Origin of the sequence: Pararhizobium sp. O133 (assembly GCF_051669845.1) — a bacterium.
Lineage (GTDB): Bacteria > Pseudomonadota > Alphaproteobacteria > Rhizobiales > Rhizobiaceae > Pararhizobium.
Genome location: NZ_CP196426.1, coordinates 352,028 through 367,940 on the forward strand (window position 1 = coordinate 352,028; position 15,913 = coordinate 367,940).

Annotated in this window: 14 protein-coding genes; 8 read left to right on the forward strand and 6 right to left on the reverse strand. The window is 60.7% G+C overall.

The window, feature by feature from the left end; translation table 11 throughout:
* Positions 1-166: 166 nt before the first annotated feature.
* The 8 genes from ACST81_RS01685 to dhaL (ACST81_RS01720) all read left to right on the forward strand — a co-directional run bounded on the left by ACST81_RS01685 (position 167) and on the right by dhaL (ACST81_RS01720) (position 9,255).
* Positions 167-1,645: a sugar ABC transporter ATP-binding protein gene (locus ACST81_RS01685; RefSeq protein ID WP_438751077.1), complete on the forward strand. Its 1,479-nt coding sequence runs from the start codon at positions 167-169 to the stop codon at positions 1,643-1,645.
* A 54-nt stretch (positions 1,646-1,699) separates the two neighbouring features.
* Positions 1,700-2,704, forward strand: a complete 1,005-nt coding sequence (locus ACST81_RS01690) for an ABC transporter permease (RefSeq protein WP_438751078.1) — start codon at positions 1,700-1,702, stop codon at positions 2,702-2,704.
* A gap of 84 nt (positions 2,705-2,788) precedes the next feature.
* Positions 2,789-3,778: a substrate-binding domain-containing protein gene (locus tag ACST81_RS01695; RefSeq protein WP_438751079.1), complete on the forward strand. Its 990-nt coding sequence runs from the start codon at positions 2,789-2,791 to the stop codon at positions 3,776-3,778.
* 60 nt (positions 3,779-3,838) lie between these two features.
* On the forward strand, positions 3,839-4,612 hold the full coding sequence (locus tag ACST81_RS01700) for an SDR family oxidoreductase (RefSeq protein ID WP_438751081.1): 774 nt from the start codon (positions 3,839-3,841) through the stop codon (positions 4,610-4,612).
* Positions 4,613-4,644: 32 nt separating this feature from the next.
* Entirely contained in the window at positions 4,645-5,637 is a 993-nt protein-coding gene (locus tag ACST81_RS01705; RefSeq protein WP_438751082.1) for a dihydroxyacetone kinase subunit DhaK, read from the forward strand.
* Positions 5,638-5,649: 12 nt separating this feature from the next.
* Positions 5,650-6,291 (forward strand): dihydroxyacetone kinase subunit DhaL, encoded by a 642-nt coding sequence (gene dhaL, locus ACST81_RS01710; RefSeq protein WP_438751083.1) that lies wholly within the window; start codon positions 5,650-5,652, stop codon positions 6,289-6,291.
* A 168-nt stretch (positions 6,292-6,459) separates the two neighbouring features.
* The gene (locus tag ACST81_RS01715) at positions 6,460-8,559 is read left to right on the forward strand and encodes a bifunctional sugar-binding transcriptional regulator/dihydroxyacetone kinase subunit DhaK (protein WP_438751084.1); all 2,100 of its coding nucleotides are present in this window, start codon (positions 6,460-6,462) and stop codon (positions 8,557-8,559) included.
* A 42-nt stretch (positions 8,560-8,601) separates the two neighbouring features.
* A complete protein-coding gene (gene dhaL / locus ACST81_RS01720) occupies positions 8,602-9,255 on the forward strand; it encodes a dihydroxyacetone kinase subunit DhaL (protein ID WP_438751085.1) in 654 nt (217 codons plus the stop codon).
* Positions 9,256-9,318: 63 nt separating this feature from the next.
* Here the strand turns inward: dhaL (ACST81_RS01720) and ACST81_RS01725 are convergent, their stop codons facing one another.
* Genes ACST81_RS01725 through nosZ form a run of 6 tightly spaced genes read right to left on the reverse strand, consistent with a single transcriptional unit; the run spans position 9,319 to position 15,894 of the window.
* Entirely contained in the window at positions 9,319-10,308 is a 990-nt protein-coding gene (locus ACST81_RS01725; protein ID WP_438751086.1) for an FAD:protein FMN transferase, read from the reverse strand.
* Positions 10,301-10,870 carry a nitrous oxide reductase accessory protein NosL gene (locus ACST81_RS01730; RefSeq protein ID WP_438751087.1) on the reverse strand — a complete coding sequence of 190 codons (570 nt, stop codon included), beginning with the start codon at positions 10,868-10,870 and terminating at the stop codon, positions 10,301-10,303. The genes ACST81_RS01725 and ACST81_RS01730 overlap by 8 nt, the downstream gene beginning before the upstream one ends.
* The gene (locus ACST81_RS01735) at positions 10,867-11,694 is read right to left on the reverse strand and encodes an ABC transporter permease (RefSeq protein WP_438751088.1); all 828 of its coding nucleotides are present in this window, start codon (positions 11,692-11,694) and stop codon (positions 10,867-10,869) included. Before ACST81_RS01735 ends, ACST81_RS01730 begins: the two co-directional genes overlap by 4 nt.
* Entirely contained in the window at positions 11,691-12,611 is a 921-nt protein-coding gene (locus ACST81_RS01740; protein ID WP_438751089.1) for an ABC transporter ATP-binding protein, read from the reverse strand. The genes ACST81_RS01735 and ACST81_RS01740 overlap by 4 nt, the downstream gene beginning before the upstream one ends.
* Positions 12,608-13,978, reverse strand: a complete 1,371-nt coding sequence (locus ACST81_RS01745) for a nitrous oxide reductase family maturation protein NosD (protein WP_438751090.1) — start codon at positions 13,976-13,978, stop codon at positions 12,608-12,610. Before ACST81_RS01745 ends, ACST81_RS01740 begins: the two co-directional genes overlap by 4 nt.
* Positions 13,978-15,894: a TAT-dependent nitrous-oxide reductase gene (gene nosZ, locus ACST81_RS01750; RefSeq protein ID WP_438751091.1), complete on the reverse strand. Its 1,917-nt coding sequence runs from the start codon at positions 15,892-15,894 to the stop codon at positions 13,978-13,980. Before nosZ ends, ACST81_RS01745 begins: the two co-directional genes overlap by 1 nt.
* Positions 15,895-15,913 lie beyond the last annotated feature (19 nt).

Genomic DNA, 15,913 nt, shown 5'->3' on the forward strand with positions numbered 1-15,913 from the left:
GAACGTTCGCGACCAAATCATCCTCGGATATCCTTACCAGATCAAACCATATTGACAAGTGTCGACATCTAACTGAATAATGTAAGAAACGATATCTGGTCGGAGCTGGGACGCTGCATCATCCGGACCTCGAAAAGAGACCACTGGTCAGCAGGGAGGGCGACACATGAATTATCTTCTCGATGTCGAGGGTTTGAAAAAGTCTTTCAGCGGCGTCTCGGCGCTCAAGGACGGTCGCTTTCAGCTGACAGCCGGCTCTGTTCATGCACTGTGTGGCGGCAATGGCGCCGGAAAGTCGACTTTCCTCAAAATTCTGATGGGTATCCACAAGCGGGACGCCGGCGCCATTCGTCGCAACGGTCTTGACGTTGATTTTTCTAGCCCCGGCGATGCGTTGGCATCTGGTATCGCCATCATCGAGCAAGAACTCAGCCCTGTTCCCCATATGACCGTCGCCGAGAACATCTATCTGGGTCGCGAGCCGTCGGGGCGGTTTGGCGGCATCGATTTCAAGACCATGAACCAGAACGCGCAGCTGCTGCTCGATCAGCTCGAATTCGACATCCGCGCCAACCAGTACATGATGAACCTCTCGGTGGCGCAGATGCAGCTGGTCGAGATTGCCAAGGCGCTCAGCCATGATGCCGAGGTCATCTTCATGGACGAGCCGACATCCGCGATCGGCGAAAAGGAAGCACAACAGCTTTTCAAGACCATCGTTCGTCTGAAGGCCGCAGGAAAGGGTGTCGTCTACGTCTCGCACCGGCTCTCGGAAATCTTCCAGATCGCCGACGCCTATACGGTGTTTCGCGATGGCAGCTATGTCGGCAGTGGCGAGCTCGCCCAGATCGACCGGCAGAACCTGATCCGAATGATCGTCGGCCGTGACCTCGGCGAAGAATACATCAAGACCAACGTGCCCACCGACGACATCGGCTTTGAAGTCTCGGGGCTGACTGCATCCGGCAAGATCGAAGACATCTCCTTTTCTGCCAGAAAGGGGGAGATATTCGGGATTTACGGGCTCATGGGCTCGGGGCGCACGGAAATCTTCAATTGCCTGTTTGGCCTCGACAAGCCCGACACCGTTTCGCTGCGGTTGCATGGTGAGCCGATCACCGTTTCCAAGCCGGCCGAAGCCATGAAACATGGCATCGCCTTCGTGACCGAGGATCGCAAACTCACCGGCCTCAATCTCGATGACAGCGTGCGCGGCAATATCGCCATGGCGAGCCTGCCGGAGATGAGCCCCAATTTCGTGATGCGCCGACGCGAGGAGCAGGCGGCAAGCACGCGCATGGTTTCCCATTTCGGCATCAAGGCAGCCCGGGACACGATGCCCGTTTCGGGCCTGTCAGGCGGCAACCAACAAAAGGTCGTGCTTGGAAAATGGTTTCTGCGCGATCCGAAAGTCCTCCTGCTCGACGAGCCGACACGGGGCGTCGATGTCGGCGCGAAACGCGAAATTTACCGGATCATCTGCGATTTTGCGGCCGCGGGCGGCACGGTCATCATGATTTCATCCGAAATCGATGAGGTTCTCGGAATGTCCGACCGCATTCTCGTGATGCGTGACGGTCGCTCCACCGGTATCTGCGAGCGCGCTGAGGCCAATGCCGAAACGCTTGTCCACATGTCCACATAGATCGCGTCCCAGGCAAACCAGCGCAGTCGATCGGTCCGTTAAAAGGTAAGAAAAGTGTCCCTCTCAGATAACAAGACAGCCACCAGCTGGTTCAGCTCGGACCGCCGCAGATTGCTCATCCAGGAATACGGCATTTTTCTAGCCTTTCTCCTCTTGTCCTTCATTCTGTCGCTATCGAACGAATACTTTCTGACATCCGGAAACATATCGAACATTCTTCTGCAGACTTCGATCAACGGCGTGCTTGCCATCGGCATGACATTCGTCATCCTGACACGCGGCATCGACCTTTCCGTCGGCTCGGTCGTGGCGCTGGCCGGGATCGTCAGCGGCAGCCTCGCAACGACCTCTGCGACAGCCGGCGTGTTCGGCGCACCCTACCCCGCGCCCGTCGCTCTTGCCGCCGGCATTCTCGTCGGTCTCGCCTGCGGCACGATCGTCGGCATCATCGTCTCGCGTTTCGCGGTGCCTGCCTTCGTCGCGACGCTCGGAATGCTGTCGGCCGCCCGCGGCATGACCCTGATCTACGGTGGCGGCAAGCCGGTTCCAGGCCTGATACCCGATTTCCGCTGGATCGGCACCGGCAACATCATCGGCATTCCGATGCCCGTCATCATCCTCGCCGTCGTGTTCTTCGTATCCTGGTGGGTGCTCAACCGGACCCGGTTCGGACGCTACATCTATGCCGTCGGCGGCAACCCGCATGCGGCAAAGACCTCCGGCATCAACGTTACCCGCATCCGTTTCCTGGTCTACACGATATCCGGCTCTCTTTCCGGGCTTGCAGGCATGATGCTGTCGGCCCGCACGGGATCGGCACTGCCGCAAGCCGGTGTCGCCTACGAACTCGATGCGATCGCAGCCGTCGTCATCGGTGGAACCAGCCTGTCCGGCGGCGTCGGGCGCGTGACCGGTACTTTGATCGGCGCGCTGATCATCGGCGTGATGAACAATGGCCTCGATCTGCTTGGTATCCAGTCCTACTACCAGCAGGTCCTCAAGGGCGCACTGATCGTCGGCGCCGTGATGCTCGATCAAAAACGAAATCATGGTCAGTGACCTTAAAATTCGGGCTGCAGACGCAGCTCGCAATGAAGCGGCGCACCATAATGGTGGCCGGAACTCTCAATGGAGGAGAACGAGATGAAGAAACTGCTGATTGGCCTGCTTGCAAGCGCTGCGATTCTCGCTGCACCGGCGGCAATGGCGCAGGACAAGAAACTCAAGATCGGTGCCACGACCTACGGTCTCAATGCCGAATTCATGCAGCTCTGGTCGGCCGCGCTGAAGGAACATCCCGCCGTCAAGAACGGCGATGTCGAACTGACCGTCTTCGACGGCCGCTACGACGCGCTTGTTCAGCAGGAACAGTTCAACACGATGATCACGCAGAAGTTCGATGCGATCATCTTCGTGCCGATGGACGTCGAAGCCGGTGCAGCAGCCGTCCAGGCAGCCCATGACGCAGGCATTCCCGTCGTCGGCTCGAACGCCCGTGTCAACTCCGACCTGCTCACCTCCTATGTCGGCTCGAACGACGTTCTGGCCGGCGAAATGGAAGCCAAGGCCGTTCTGGACAAGATGGGTTGCAAGGGTAACCTCGTCATCCTCGAAGGACCGATCGGCCAGTCCGGCCAGATCCAGCGCCTTGAGGGCAACCAGATTGCACTGAAGGCCTGCCCGGACGTCAAGGTTCTCGAAACGCAGACGGCGAACTGGTCGCGTGCGGAAGCACAGACGCTGATGGAAAACTGGCTGACGGCTCACCCCGGCCAGATCAACGGCGTCATCGGCCAGAACGACGAAATGGCACTGGGCGCGATCGAAGCCATCAAGGCTGCGAACCTGAACGTATCCGACTTCGCCATCGCCGGCGTGGACGGCGTGACGGACGCGATCAATGCCGTCAAGGAAGGCCAGATGGCATCCGTTCTTCAGGACGGTATCGCCCAGGCTCAGGGCGCGCTCGACGTCGCGATCAAGGCCGCCAAGCCGGACTACGAACCGGTATCGACAGTCTGGACGCAATATCCGGAAATGAAATGGGCCGACGGCAAGGAAAAGATCTATCTCGTTCCGTGGACGCAGGTCACGACGGAAAATGCAGACAAGCTGCTGGAAACGCGTAAGTAAAGACGAGCTGACGGGGGCGGCGATGCCGCCCCCGATCTCGACAGTCCCAGAGTGGAAAAGATGACAGACACAGCTCCCCAGATTGACCTCAATTTCCCGCTGACGGGCCAGATCGCACTTGTGACCGGCGGCGCTTCCGGTATCGGCGCAGCCATAGCCGAAGCCTTCGCTTCGAAGGGCGCCACCGTTGCGGTTCTCGATATCAATGCCGATGTCGCGAAGCTGAAAGCCGACGCGCTGGGCAACGGAGCCAAGCCCTTCGTATGTGACGTTTCCAATGTGGACTCCGTCAACAAGGCAGTGGCGGATGTTCTCGCTGCCTTCGGCCGTATCGATATTGCCGTTAACAGCGCCGGTGTCGTCTATCTGGCCCCGGCTGAAGATCTGTCGCTCGATTATTGGGACAGAACGATCAATATCAACCTGAAAGGAAGCTTCCTTGTGACCCAGGCCGTCGGGCGCGCGATGATCGCTGCCGGCAAGGGTGGCAAGATCGTCAACATGGCCTCCCAGGCCGGCACGGTTGCGATCGAGGAGCATGTTGCCTACTGCGCTTCAAAGTTCGGCGTTATCGGCATGTCCAAAACCTTTGCCGCCGAATGGGGCAAATACGGAATCTGCGTCAACACCATATCGCCGACCGTGGTGCTTACGGAACTGGGCAAGAAAGCCTGGGCCGGCGAAAAGGGCGAAGCTGCGAAAAAGAGAATTCCGACCGGTCGGTTCGCATATCCGGAGGAAGTCGCGGCCGCCGCCGTTTTTCTGGCTTCGGCTGGCGCGAACATGATCAACGGCGCTGATCTGCTCATCGACGGCGGCTATACCATTCTCTGAGCGACGACGCCTCGGATTTCCAAGGAGACATTATGCAACGTTTTATCAACGATCCGGATCTCGTCGTCGAAGACACCGTGAAAGGTTTCGTCAAGGCGCATTCCGATATCCTTCGCCTGGGCAAGAATCCGCGGGTCATCGTCGCCAAGGACGCGCCGGTCGCCGGCAAGGTCGGTGTCGTCACCGGCGGTGGCTCCGGTCACGAGCCCGGTTTCATGGGATATACCGGCAAGAACATGCTCGATGCGGTCGCCGTCGGTGAACTGTTTTCCTCCCCGACTGCGAAGAGCTTTCACGACGCGATTCATGAGGCCGATGGCGGCGCTGGCGTCGTCTGCCTTTACGGCAATTATGCCGGCGACAACATGAACGTCAAAATGGCGGTCAGGCTCGCTGCCAAGGACGGCATCGAAGTCGCAACCGTTGTCGCCAACGATGACGTATGTTCGGCACCACCGCACGAAAGAGAGAAGCGGCGCGGTGTCGCCGGCGAAATATTCATGTGGAAGATCGGCAGTGCCAAGGCATCGCTGGGCGGTAACCTCGAAGAGGTCAGGGCCGCCGCCCAGAAGGCAATCGACAATTGCCGCTCGGTGGGTGTCGGCCTCGGCCCCTGCACCCTGCCCGCGGTCGGACACCCAAATTTCCAAATTGAGCCCGGCACGATGGAAGTCGGTATCGGTCATCATGGAGAGCCGGGTGTGCGTGTCGAGCCGCTAAAGACAGCCGACGCTATTGCCAAGGACATGTGTCAGATCGTGCTGGACGACCACGACCTGGCTGCCGGGACAGAGGTTGCCGTTCTGGTATCGGGTCTCGGCGCCACGCCCCTCAATGAACTCTATATCCTGCACGACACGATCGAGGCGGAGATCGTCGCTCGCGGCCTGATCATTCACAAGACGTATATCGGCAATTATTTCACCTCGCTTGAGATGGTTGGTGCGACACTGACGGTTTTCGCGCTCGACGAAGAAACGAAAGCGCTTCTCGAAGTCGAAACCGACTGCACTGTGAAGCTTTGAGAGGAGCCGGTCATGCAAACATTCAAGAATACCGCGGCCGCGCCGATCGTTCTCCAGATCGCCGACCGCATCGTTGAAAATCGCGCTTACCTGAGCGAGATCGACGGCAAGATCGGCGACGGAGACCACGGCGTCAACATGGCGAAGGGTTTCGGTATCGCCGCGGAGCGGTTGAAAGGCCAGGATATGACCCTGGGAAAATCTTTCGACCTTCTTGGCTCCGTCCTCATGAACGAAATCGGTGGCTCCATGGGGCCGCTCTACGGCGTCATGTTCACTGAATTTGGCGAGAAACTGGAAGGGCAGGACGACATCGGCCCGGACACGTTCAGCGCCATGCTGCATGCCGGCCTCGAAGGCATCCAGTCCATCGGCTCCGCAAAAGTCGGCGACAAGACCCTTCTCGATGCTCTGGTGCCCGCGATCGAGGCATTCGACGGTACGATCGCATCGGGCGCATCCTTCGGCGAAGCGCTCGACAAACTTGTCGAGGCCGCAGAAACGGGTCGGGATTCGACGCTCAATCTGGTCGCAAAAATCGGCCGTTCGGCGCGTCTCGGCGATCGCTCGCTCGGTGTTCTCGATGCCGGCGCAACGTCGTGCGCGATCATTCTGAAAGAGCTGTCTCTCGCGACGAAAGACAGGCTGCACTGATCTGATATTGAAGGATTTGGAAAGATCCTCAGTTGCTCCCAAGGCCGGGCGATCGGATTCCTCACGGGCCGATCGCCCGCCGCACTGCCGAGATGGGTGGCGGCTCTTGCAAAGTGCTGATATTGCTTCCATCCTCGCGATCAGACAGTGGGGCGACGGCGCGTTTAGATGACGGTGAAACCATCACAGCAACGAAAGAACGCAGCAGGCAAGAACAACCTGTCCGAAACGTTTGACGCAATGCCGTTGCGTTACGGTGACGATCCTTATGTCTGGGCTTGCTGGCTGTATTATGAAGACGGCATGACGCAAGGCGACATCGCCGATGCCATGGGCATCTCGCGCGCCACGGTCAACAGCTACCTTGCGGAAGCCCGGGAAAGAGGCATCGTCAATATTTCCATAGAACCGGCGCGACTGGCCTCGTTGACCGTTGCGCAGGAGCTCAAACGTCACTTCAATCTGGTGGACTGCCTTGTCGTCCCAAGCGACGACAACGCCCGTCCGCTGATTGAACGCCTGGGCGGCGCTGGCGCACAGGCACTCCAGCGTCTTCTCAAATCGGGAGATACGATCGCGGTCGCTTGGGGCCGTACGGTACTTGCCGTCGGGGAGCGCACGATCGCTGCAGGCCTGCAGGATGTGACAGTGGTTCAGGCGACCGGCGGCACGCGGGCAAGTTTCGTCTATACACCAGAGCTCTGCGCATCCTCGATCGCCGATGCCGTCACAGGCAAGTTGATCAACATTTCGGCACCGGCCATCGTATCGTCGGCCGATATCCGCGACATGCTTCTGCGCGAACCGTTGATCGAAAGTCAGTTCGAGATCCTGTCACGGGCAAACAAGGCGCTCTTCGGCATCTCGTCGCTCCGTCCCAACTCAACCATCCATACAAGCGGATTTTTCGAGTCCGTTTCCCTGCAGGACTATCTCGCCAGAAACGCCGTCGGGGTTGTCGCCGGCCGTTTCATCGATGGCCACGGCCGCCCCATTTCCGGACCTCTCGATGACCGGACCATCGGCATTTCCCTGGATATGCTCAAGAACATCAAGCTGCGTATCGCGGTCGCGGGCGGTTTCGACAAGGTCCCGGCAATCCTTGCAGCGCTTCGCGGTGGATATGCCAATGTGCTGATTACCGATGCAGCGACCGCGCGCGGCATTCTCAATGCCGATGGGGCGCCCGAAGTTGATCGGAGAAGCGTGCATCGTGCGAAAGCCGACGATCAATCGGTCACCCCGCCGGCCATCCACCGGACCCATGTCAAGAAGTTCCTCAACATTCCGGACAACGTCGTCGATGAAATGCTTGACGGGATCGTCAAGGCGCACGCGCATCATCTCCATCCGATCGATAAATCTCGTCGCGCCCTGGTTGCTCGCAACGGACCAAGACCGGGCAAAGTCGGCCTCGTGATCGGTGGTGGCGCCGGCCACGAACCCGGGTTCTACGGTTACGTCGGAAAGGGCCTGGCCGATGCAGTCGCCATCGGGAATATTTTCTCGTCGCCACCGCCGGGCCCTATTCTGCGATGCACGGAAGCGGTCTCCGGCGGAGAAGGCGTGCTTTTCGTCTATGGGAACTATGCAGGCGACGTCATGAACTTCGAGATGGCGGCCGAAATGGCGGAAGCCAAGGGCATTCCGGTCCGAACGGTGCTCACAACCGATGACATCGCCTCATCATCGCTGGAGGATCGCGAGGGTAGGCGCGGTGTCGCCGGCAACCTTTTCGTCTTCAAGATTGCCGGTGCTGCCTGCGATCTCGGATTCCCGCTCGCCAAATGCGAGACTCTGACCCGCAAGGCCAATGCACGCACCTACACTGTCGGGGTTGCTCTCGAACCATGCTCGATGCCGCAGACCCGACTGCAGAATTTCGCCATCGGTCCGGACGAGATCGAGTTTGGCATGGGTATTCATGGTGAACCCGGCGTCGTTCGCGAGAAGATGATGACAGCGGATGCCATCACGGACAGGGTCATCGATCGCATCTTTTCCGAAATGAAACCGGTCACGGGCGATCGCGTCGCGGTCCTCGTCAACTCCTTCGGAGCCACGCCGCTCATGGAACTCTATATTCTATTCAGGAGAGTGGAGCAGCGACTAGGCGCGAAGGGCATCACCATCGATGCGAACTGGGTGGGACATTATTGTACTTCGCTCGACATGGCGGGTGCATCGATCTCGATATTGCATCTCGATGACGAATTGACCACGCTTCTGAACCATCCCTGCGATGGTGCCACGCTTAAAATCAATTGATCAGGGGATCGGGTGAAATACATCTGGTCCAGGGAGGATGTCATGACGGTAGATGCGGCGCGTGTTCTAAGTCGAATGTTCAGCGATATCTCCGTCGCAATTGATGCGGAGAAGGATCGCCTGACGGCTCTGGACGGCGCGATCGGCGATGCGGACCATGGAATCACGATGTCGCTCGGGTTCAATGCCGTGAAAACCGAATTATCGGGCATGGACCTCGACATTGCGACGGCTTCTTCCGTGTTTACGTGCGCCGCTTCGGCATTCCTGAACGCAGTGGGCGCATCAACCGGTCCTCTTTATGCAAGCGCTTTTCTAAAGGCAGCGAAAATTATGGAAGCCGATCAGTCGCTGTCGCTGGCAAACCAGGTTGCCGTGATTGAAGCAATGACAGCCGGCATACAGGAACGCGGAAAAGGACAGCGTGGCGACAAGACCATGCTGGATGCATGGTTTCCGGCAACCGAGGCGGCTATGAAAGCACAATCGGGCGGCGCGGATGCTCTCACCATGTGGACCGATCTTACGGATGCAGCGGCGGCCGGCGCCAGTGCAACACGTTCGATGGTCGCGGCGAGAGGAAGAGCAGCCCGGCTTGGCGAACGCTCGCTCGGTCACATGGATCCGGGAGCAGCGTCTGCGGTGATCATCCTGCAGGCCATGATGAAAAGCCTCGTCGATGCCTCTTCTCGCTAAAGCATGTCGCGCAATGTGTGCAGCGGCGTGTCGATCATCGACGCTTGAATCAATGCCGGACGCTCAACTCCCGTATCGTCTGTGCTCGCCTGACGCCAGAACGAGGTCCACCATGATATCGGGCTTTCCGTCAAGGCTTGAACGGATGCTCTCTGGATCCTCAAGGCTGAAGACGGTCGAAAGCGCGTCCGCCGTCGTGGCATCCGGCGCAACCACCGTCAGGCGCCGATAGGACGCGCTGGCATGGCCGTTGCGCGGGTCGAGAATATGGCTGAACCGGCGGGCGGTATCGAAATGGAAGCCGGCCGGGCTGGATGTTGCGACCGCCCGGTCGATGAGAGCAAGGACACTGTCGGGCCGCTCGGCGTCCTGGAGATCGGCAAGACCGATGCGCCACGGCGTGCCATCGGCCCGCCGGCCGATCGCCCGACCTTCCCCCATGTCCACCATGCTGCTGGTGATACCCGCATCCCGCAACATGGAAACCACGCGGTCTGTGACATAGCCTTGGGCGATGCCGTTCAGCGTCAGCGCCATGCCGGGCCGCGTGAACACGATGCGGCCGCGGTTGAAGCGGACCGCATCGAAGCCGACCCGCCCGACCGCCTGCGCGATTTGTTCGGGCGGGGGGCCGTCGGGATCCGCTCCCGGCGCCGAGAAGTGATCGCGATAAAGCGCCCAGAGCGGCTGTATGGTCGGGTCGAAAGCGCCGCCGCTCCGACGCCAATGGTGGCGGCAGGCTTCGAGCAGTGCCACCAGGTCGCCGGGTGGTGCGGCCAGCCCGCCGACCCGGTTCAGCTCGCTGATAGCGGATGTGCTCCTGTAAAGGCTGAAAACCTCTTCCAGCCGCGACACTTCCGTTACGACGCGGTCGATCAGCAGACGAGCCTTGTCCCTGTCCTCGCAATGCAGGGTCAGCGTCGCGGGCGCACCCAGCGCCTGTCCTTTCCAGGTGACCGCATGGGTCGCCGCCCGCGCGGGCCGTATCAGGGGTAGGCCGGCGGCCGCGGCGAATATCGCAATGGCGCGGCGGCGGGTGACGACACTAGCCATTTGCCTGTCCTTTCCCGGGTTCTTCCACATCTGCCGGCGTGCTCTGTATCTCGGGATCGTCCGTCGACGAACCCAGCACATAATCGCGTGGGACCTCATCGAAGCTGACAACGCGGCCGCCATGCTCACCGGCGAATTTGTCGGCGGCCTCGCGCGTCGAGAACGGCACCGCTTCGTCCGTGCCCATGCCGCCGCGCAGCCCGCTGCCGATCACGAAGAGGGCCGTGCGCGCATCGATCCAGTTGTCCGCTCCAGGCTCTTCCCATGTGGTTGCCTTGGCCATGTCCGATACATAGATGGCCGCGATATCCTTGGGTTCCTCCGGCAGCATCGTGAAGGCGAGCGTATCTCGCGCCGAACTGAACCAGATGGGCTCTGGGATTTGGGACATGATGACCTGACCCTTGGGGCCGGGATGTTCCAAAACATTCATGCCACAATAACGACCCATCGCCTCCTCGGTGAGCGCGTAGGGCGCTGGTGGCGCTGCGTCCTTTTCTTCATTGCAGCCCGATACGAGAAGGCCACAGAGAAAGAGTGCGATGATGGGAGCGGTCTTCATAGCTCTCTCCTTGAGAATATCCTGAGCGTCAGCGCCAGCGGCGCGGCGATCCAGGCGACGAGAGCGGCAACCAGCATCGGCCCATTGAGCCCCGTATGTCCGGCGATGCCGCCGAGACCCGAAAGCGCGCCCGCCTCTCCCGCGCCCAGATTGAGCAGTCGGTAGGCATCGGTCGGGTTGAGGACGAGCAGGCCGTCGAGAAGACCCGTCGGCAGTGCCCGGCCCTCGGCCGCCACCAGCACCGCGAGCAGGGCCATGTCGTAGATCAGCACGAAGAACAGCCAGACGCCGATCGCGATGCCGCCGGCCGTGCTCCGCTCGCTGGAAAGCGCGCTCGTTACATAACCGATGGCGATGAACACCATGCCGAGCAGGATCGATGAAGCGATCATCGCCAGGAAGGCCCACCAACTGGCCAGGCCGATCTCGGTTCCGGTCATCGCCAGTGCCGCAGCCGCCGTGCCATAGCCGAACAGGGTGGCGAAGGCGAGGATCGCCAGATGGCCGAGAAACTTGCCGAAGATGATCTGTCGCCGGCCGATCGGGTAGCTGATCAGCAGCAGCATCGTGCCGCGTTCTATTTCGCCGACGATCGCATCGTGCGCCAGCAGCAGTGCAATCAGCGGCACCAGGAATATGGTCAGGCTCGACAGGCTGACGATGACGACATCGAGCTGGTTGACGCCGACATTGCCGGTCGGCGCGCTGCCGAGGAAGGACAGGGTGAGCGCCAGCGCCGCCAGCAGCAGCGTCGTGGCCAGCACCCAGCGGTTCCGCAGGCCTTCCTGGATTTCCTTGCGCGCCACGATCAATATATTGTTCATCGCATCATCCCCCGCCCGCCGAGGAAATGGGCGTAGAGTTCATCCAGCGTCGGCTCCACCACATGCAGCGCCGCAACTGCGGCGGGATCGGCTGTGACGTCCCGGAGGATCGAGATCTTGTTTTCGGGCGCGACCTCCGCCTCGAAGGTCCGGTCCCTGACCGCCTTCCAGGCGACCTGCCCGCCGTTCGGGGTGGCTGTCCCCGCGCCGTCCGTCAGCGTGACGCTGATCCGGGTCGGCAGGCGGGCGATGCCCCGCAGTTTCTCCAGCGTGCCGTCGGCGATCGCCACGCCCTCGTTGACGATGATCACCCGGTCGGTGCGATCTTCGAGTTCCGTCAGCGCATGCGAGGAAAGCAGGATCGTTGTACCTGCCGAGCGCAGGCCGGACACCAGTTCATAAAAATTTCGTCTCAACGCCGGATCAAGGCCGCTGGTGGGCTCGTCGAGCAGCAGCACGCGCGGTGCGCCGAGCAGTGCCTGGGCCAGCCCGAGCCGTTGCCGCATGCCCTTGGAATAGGTCCGCACCGCGCGGTCGGCGGCAGCCGGCGCAAGCCCGACGCGCTCGAACAGGCTCGCCATGTCAGACACATCCACACGTTTCAGCCGTGCATAGAAGGCAAGCGTCTCCCGTCCCGTCAGCGCCATGTGGAAGGAGACGCTCTCCGGCAGGTAACCGAGCCGCTGGCGCACGGCGAAATCGCCCCGGGCTGGGTCTTCGCCCAGCACCTGCACTGTGCCTCGCGTCGGCCGGATGAGGCCGAGCATCAGCTTGATCAGTGTCGTCTTGCCCGCGCCGTTGTGGCCGACGAGGGCTACAGTCTGTCCTTGTTCAAGTTCGAAGGAGACATTCTTGACCGCCTCGATCCGGCCGTAGCGTTTCGCCACGCCTGATAATGTGACCGTGGGTGCCGTCATTGCAAACCATCCTTCTGTCTTGTCGGTGCCATCAACGGACGGCTGTCCACCACGCCGCCCGGCAACAGCGCCGGAAACTGGACCTGCGCCCAGCGGATGATCTGCACGGCCGGGCTCGATGTGAGTATCTTGGCCTGCGGCGAGGTCCACAGGACCTTGTCCATCAGGTCGTTCGGGCGATAGGCACTGTCGCCGATTCCGTCGCCATCAAGGTCAAAAGCCGGGTTGTCGCTCCAGTAGTTGCCGCGCCCATTCACCGACCAGTCGAGATAGCGGGTGCCGACATATTTCACCTGGTTGCGATTGTCGATGAAGGCATTGCCGGTCATCGTATTGCCTTCCGATCCGGCGGTGAAATGGATGCCGATGGCGCAACCCCGGAATTCGTTGCCGCGCAGCTTGTTCCGGTTGGCATTGTAGATGAAGACGCATTTCTCGGGCCCGAGCCGCATGCCGCCCTCGACGGCGCCCGTCGTCCCGGCATCATCCTTCACGCCATGACCGGAATCCTGGATTCCCGCCATCGTCCAGCGGTCCGCCGGTTGCAGCCGTCCGCGTACGATGTTGCCGGATATCGTTGAACCGTTGGCCGAATTCAACAGCAGGCCGTGGTCGCGATCGCCGTCGGAGATATTGTCGATGATCTTCAGCCGGTTGGAGAACATGATGGCGTAGCCGACGGAATTGCCGGTCGAGACATTGCCGCTGATCACGCTGTCATTGGTATACATATAATGGATGGCGAAGCGCAGGTCGCGGAAGCGATTGCCGCTGAAGACATTCTTCTTGCTGGCCATCGTGGCGATACCGTCGCGGCCGAAGCTGATGTCGTTGTCGATAACCTTGCCGCCCGGCGCATTCCACACCGATATGCCGCTGCCGAACTCGCTCATCCGGCCATCCTTGAGGCCGACGATCACATTCTCCCGGGCCAGCGAGTCCTTCGCGCCGTGGAGATAGATGCCAAACAGATTGCCGGTGAGGGTATTGTTCTCGATGATCGCGCCGGTCGCCGTCCGGGCTGCGAAGATGCCGGAATCCAGCGTCGACAGGTTCATGCCCGATCCGGTGACTGCGATGCCGCGCACGGCAACCTGCGCCGCCTTGATGGTGACGACGCTGCCCTTGCCGTTGCCGACGATGCTGGCTCCGTCCTCGCCGTCCAGCGTCACCGGCTTGTCGATGACCAAAGGTCCGTCGTGCCGGCCCGCCTTGAGGCGTATCTGGTCACCCGGAGCCGCCGCTTCGAGAACGGCCGACAGCGCCGGCCCGTCGGAGGGTGTGACGATCCATTCCGCGGCCAGCGCAGCCGAAGGAATGGCGGCCAGCAGGACCGCCATCCAGAGTTTTGCCAGTCTGTACCGCATCAGGCCGATTTAGGCTCCACCAGCATGCGGCCCTTCATTTCCATGTGCATGGCATGGCAGAACCACGAGCAATAGTACCAGTAGACGCCGGGCCGGTCGGCCTTGAACGTCACCGAGGCGGTCGCCTGCGGCCCGATCTCCATGTTGATGCCGTAGTTGACGATGCAGAAGCCGTGGGTCAGGTCCTCCACTTCGTCGATATTGGTCACATACACCGTGACTTCGTCGCCCTGCTTGACCGTGAAGGACTCGAGCCCGAACGCCGGCGCCGCCGAAGTCATGTAGACGCGCACCTTGTCGCCGTCGCGAATGATCTCCGAGTCGATGAGCAGGTCGATATTGTCCTTCTTGGCCTGTTCCACGGCATCGGCGAAGAAGACATCGTCACGGCTCCAGATGCTGACCGGGTTGATCTTCGAGGCATGGACGATCGTCGCGTCATGCGGTTCGGCGAAGGTCGGATTGTCATGGACAAGCACCATCTGGTCGCCGGAAATGTCGATCAACTGGTCGCATTCGGGCTTCAGCGGGCCGACGTTGAGGAACCGGTCCTTCGAGAACTTGTTCAGCGATATCAGCCACTTGCCATCTGCTTCCTTGGTCTGGCCCATGGAGGTATGGTTGTGGCCCGGCTGGTAGTGGACGTCGAGCTTCTGGCGGATCGGGTCGACCTTCTCGCCGGCAAATGCGCGTTTGGCGTCCTCAATGTTCCACTTGCAGATCTGGCTGTCGATGAACAGCGTCGTATAGGCGTTGCCCTTGTCGTCATAAGCCGTGTGCAACGGACCGAGGCCAAGTTCCGGCTCGGCGACCACCACATCGCGCGGCTTGATCTTGTCGTCGAAGAGATCGTCGAACTTGCGCACGTCGAACACCGTGACGGTCGGGGACAGCTTGCCGGCGGCAACGACATGGATGCCGTCGGGGGCGGTGTTCATGCCGTGCGGGCCGTTGGAAACCGGGACATAGCGGGTGTAGACGGATCCCGCCCGACCGTCGATCACCGGTACGCCGTTCATTTCCTTGAAATCGCCCTTGGCGACGGCTTCCTCGATCCGTTTGATGTTGAAGATGACGACCCAGTCCTGCTCCTTCGACATCATCTCCTCGAGCGTGACGCCCTTTTCGGAATTGTAGCAGGTCGCAAAGCAGTATTTGCCCTGGTAGTCGGCATCGACATTGTCGAGGTTGCCATCGACGATCACCTGCCATGCAACCGTCATGGTCTCGCCGTCGACCGCGGAGAAGATCGAGAAATATTCGCTGGGCTTGTCGAGGATCTTGCCGTCGTTCGGCAGCGGCACGCCGTCCTCGCCGTTGCAGAACACATAGCCGGTCTTGGGATATTTCTGCACGCGCAGGCCATGCACGGTGTGCTGGTTCGGCAGTTCGATGATCTTGTCGCATTTCATGACGTCGAGGCGGATGCGGCAGACGCGGGTATTGGACTTGTCGTTCGCATAGAGATAACGGCCGTCATAGGTGCCATCGGTGAAGGACAGATGCGGGTGGTGCAGGTCGCCGTTGTGGTAGACGCCGCCCTTGTCCTTGAGATACTCGACCGTTTCGGGACGCAGCCCTTCGGTCATCACCTTCAGGCTTTCGTTGGTCTGGCCCCAGCCGGTGGCGCTGCATCGGTTGAACACCGGAATGCGCATGAATTCGCGCATCGACGGCAGGCCGACGATGCGGACTTCGCCGCTCTGGCCGCTGGAGAAGAACGTGTAATATTCGTCCAGTTCGCCCGGCTTGACTTCATAGGGCAATCCGCCGTCGGTGGCGGCCTTTGCCGGCGTGGCGCTGCCGGCAAAGGTCAGCGCACCACCGGCGGTGGCGGCACCTGCCGCCGCGACGGCGGCGGTTGATCCCAGAAGCTGGCGTCTGTTCAGCCGCGGCTGCGTATCGTCCTTGGACATGGTGTCTTCCCTTGTTGTT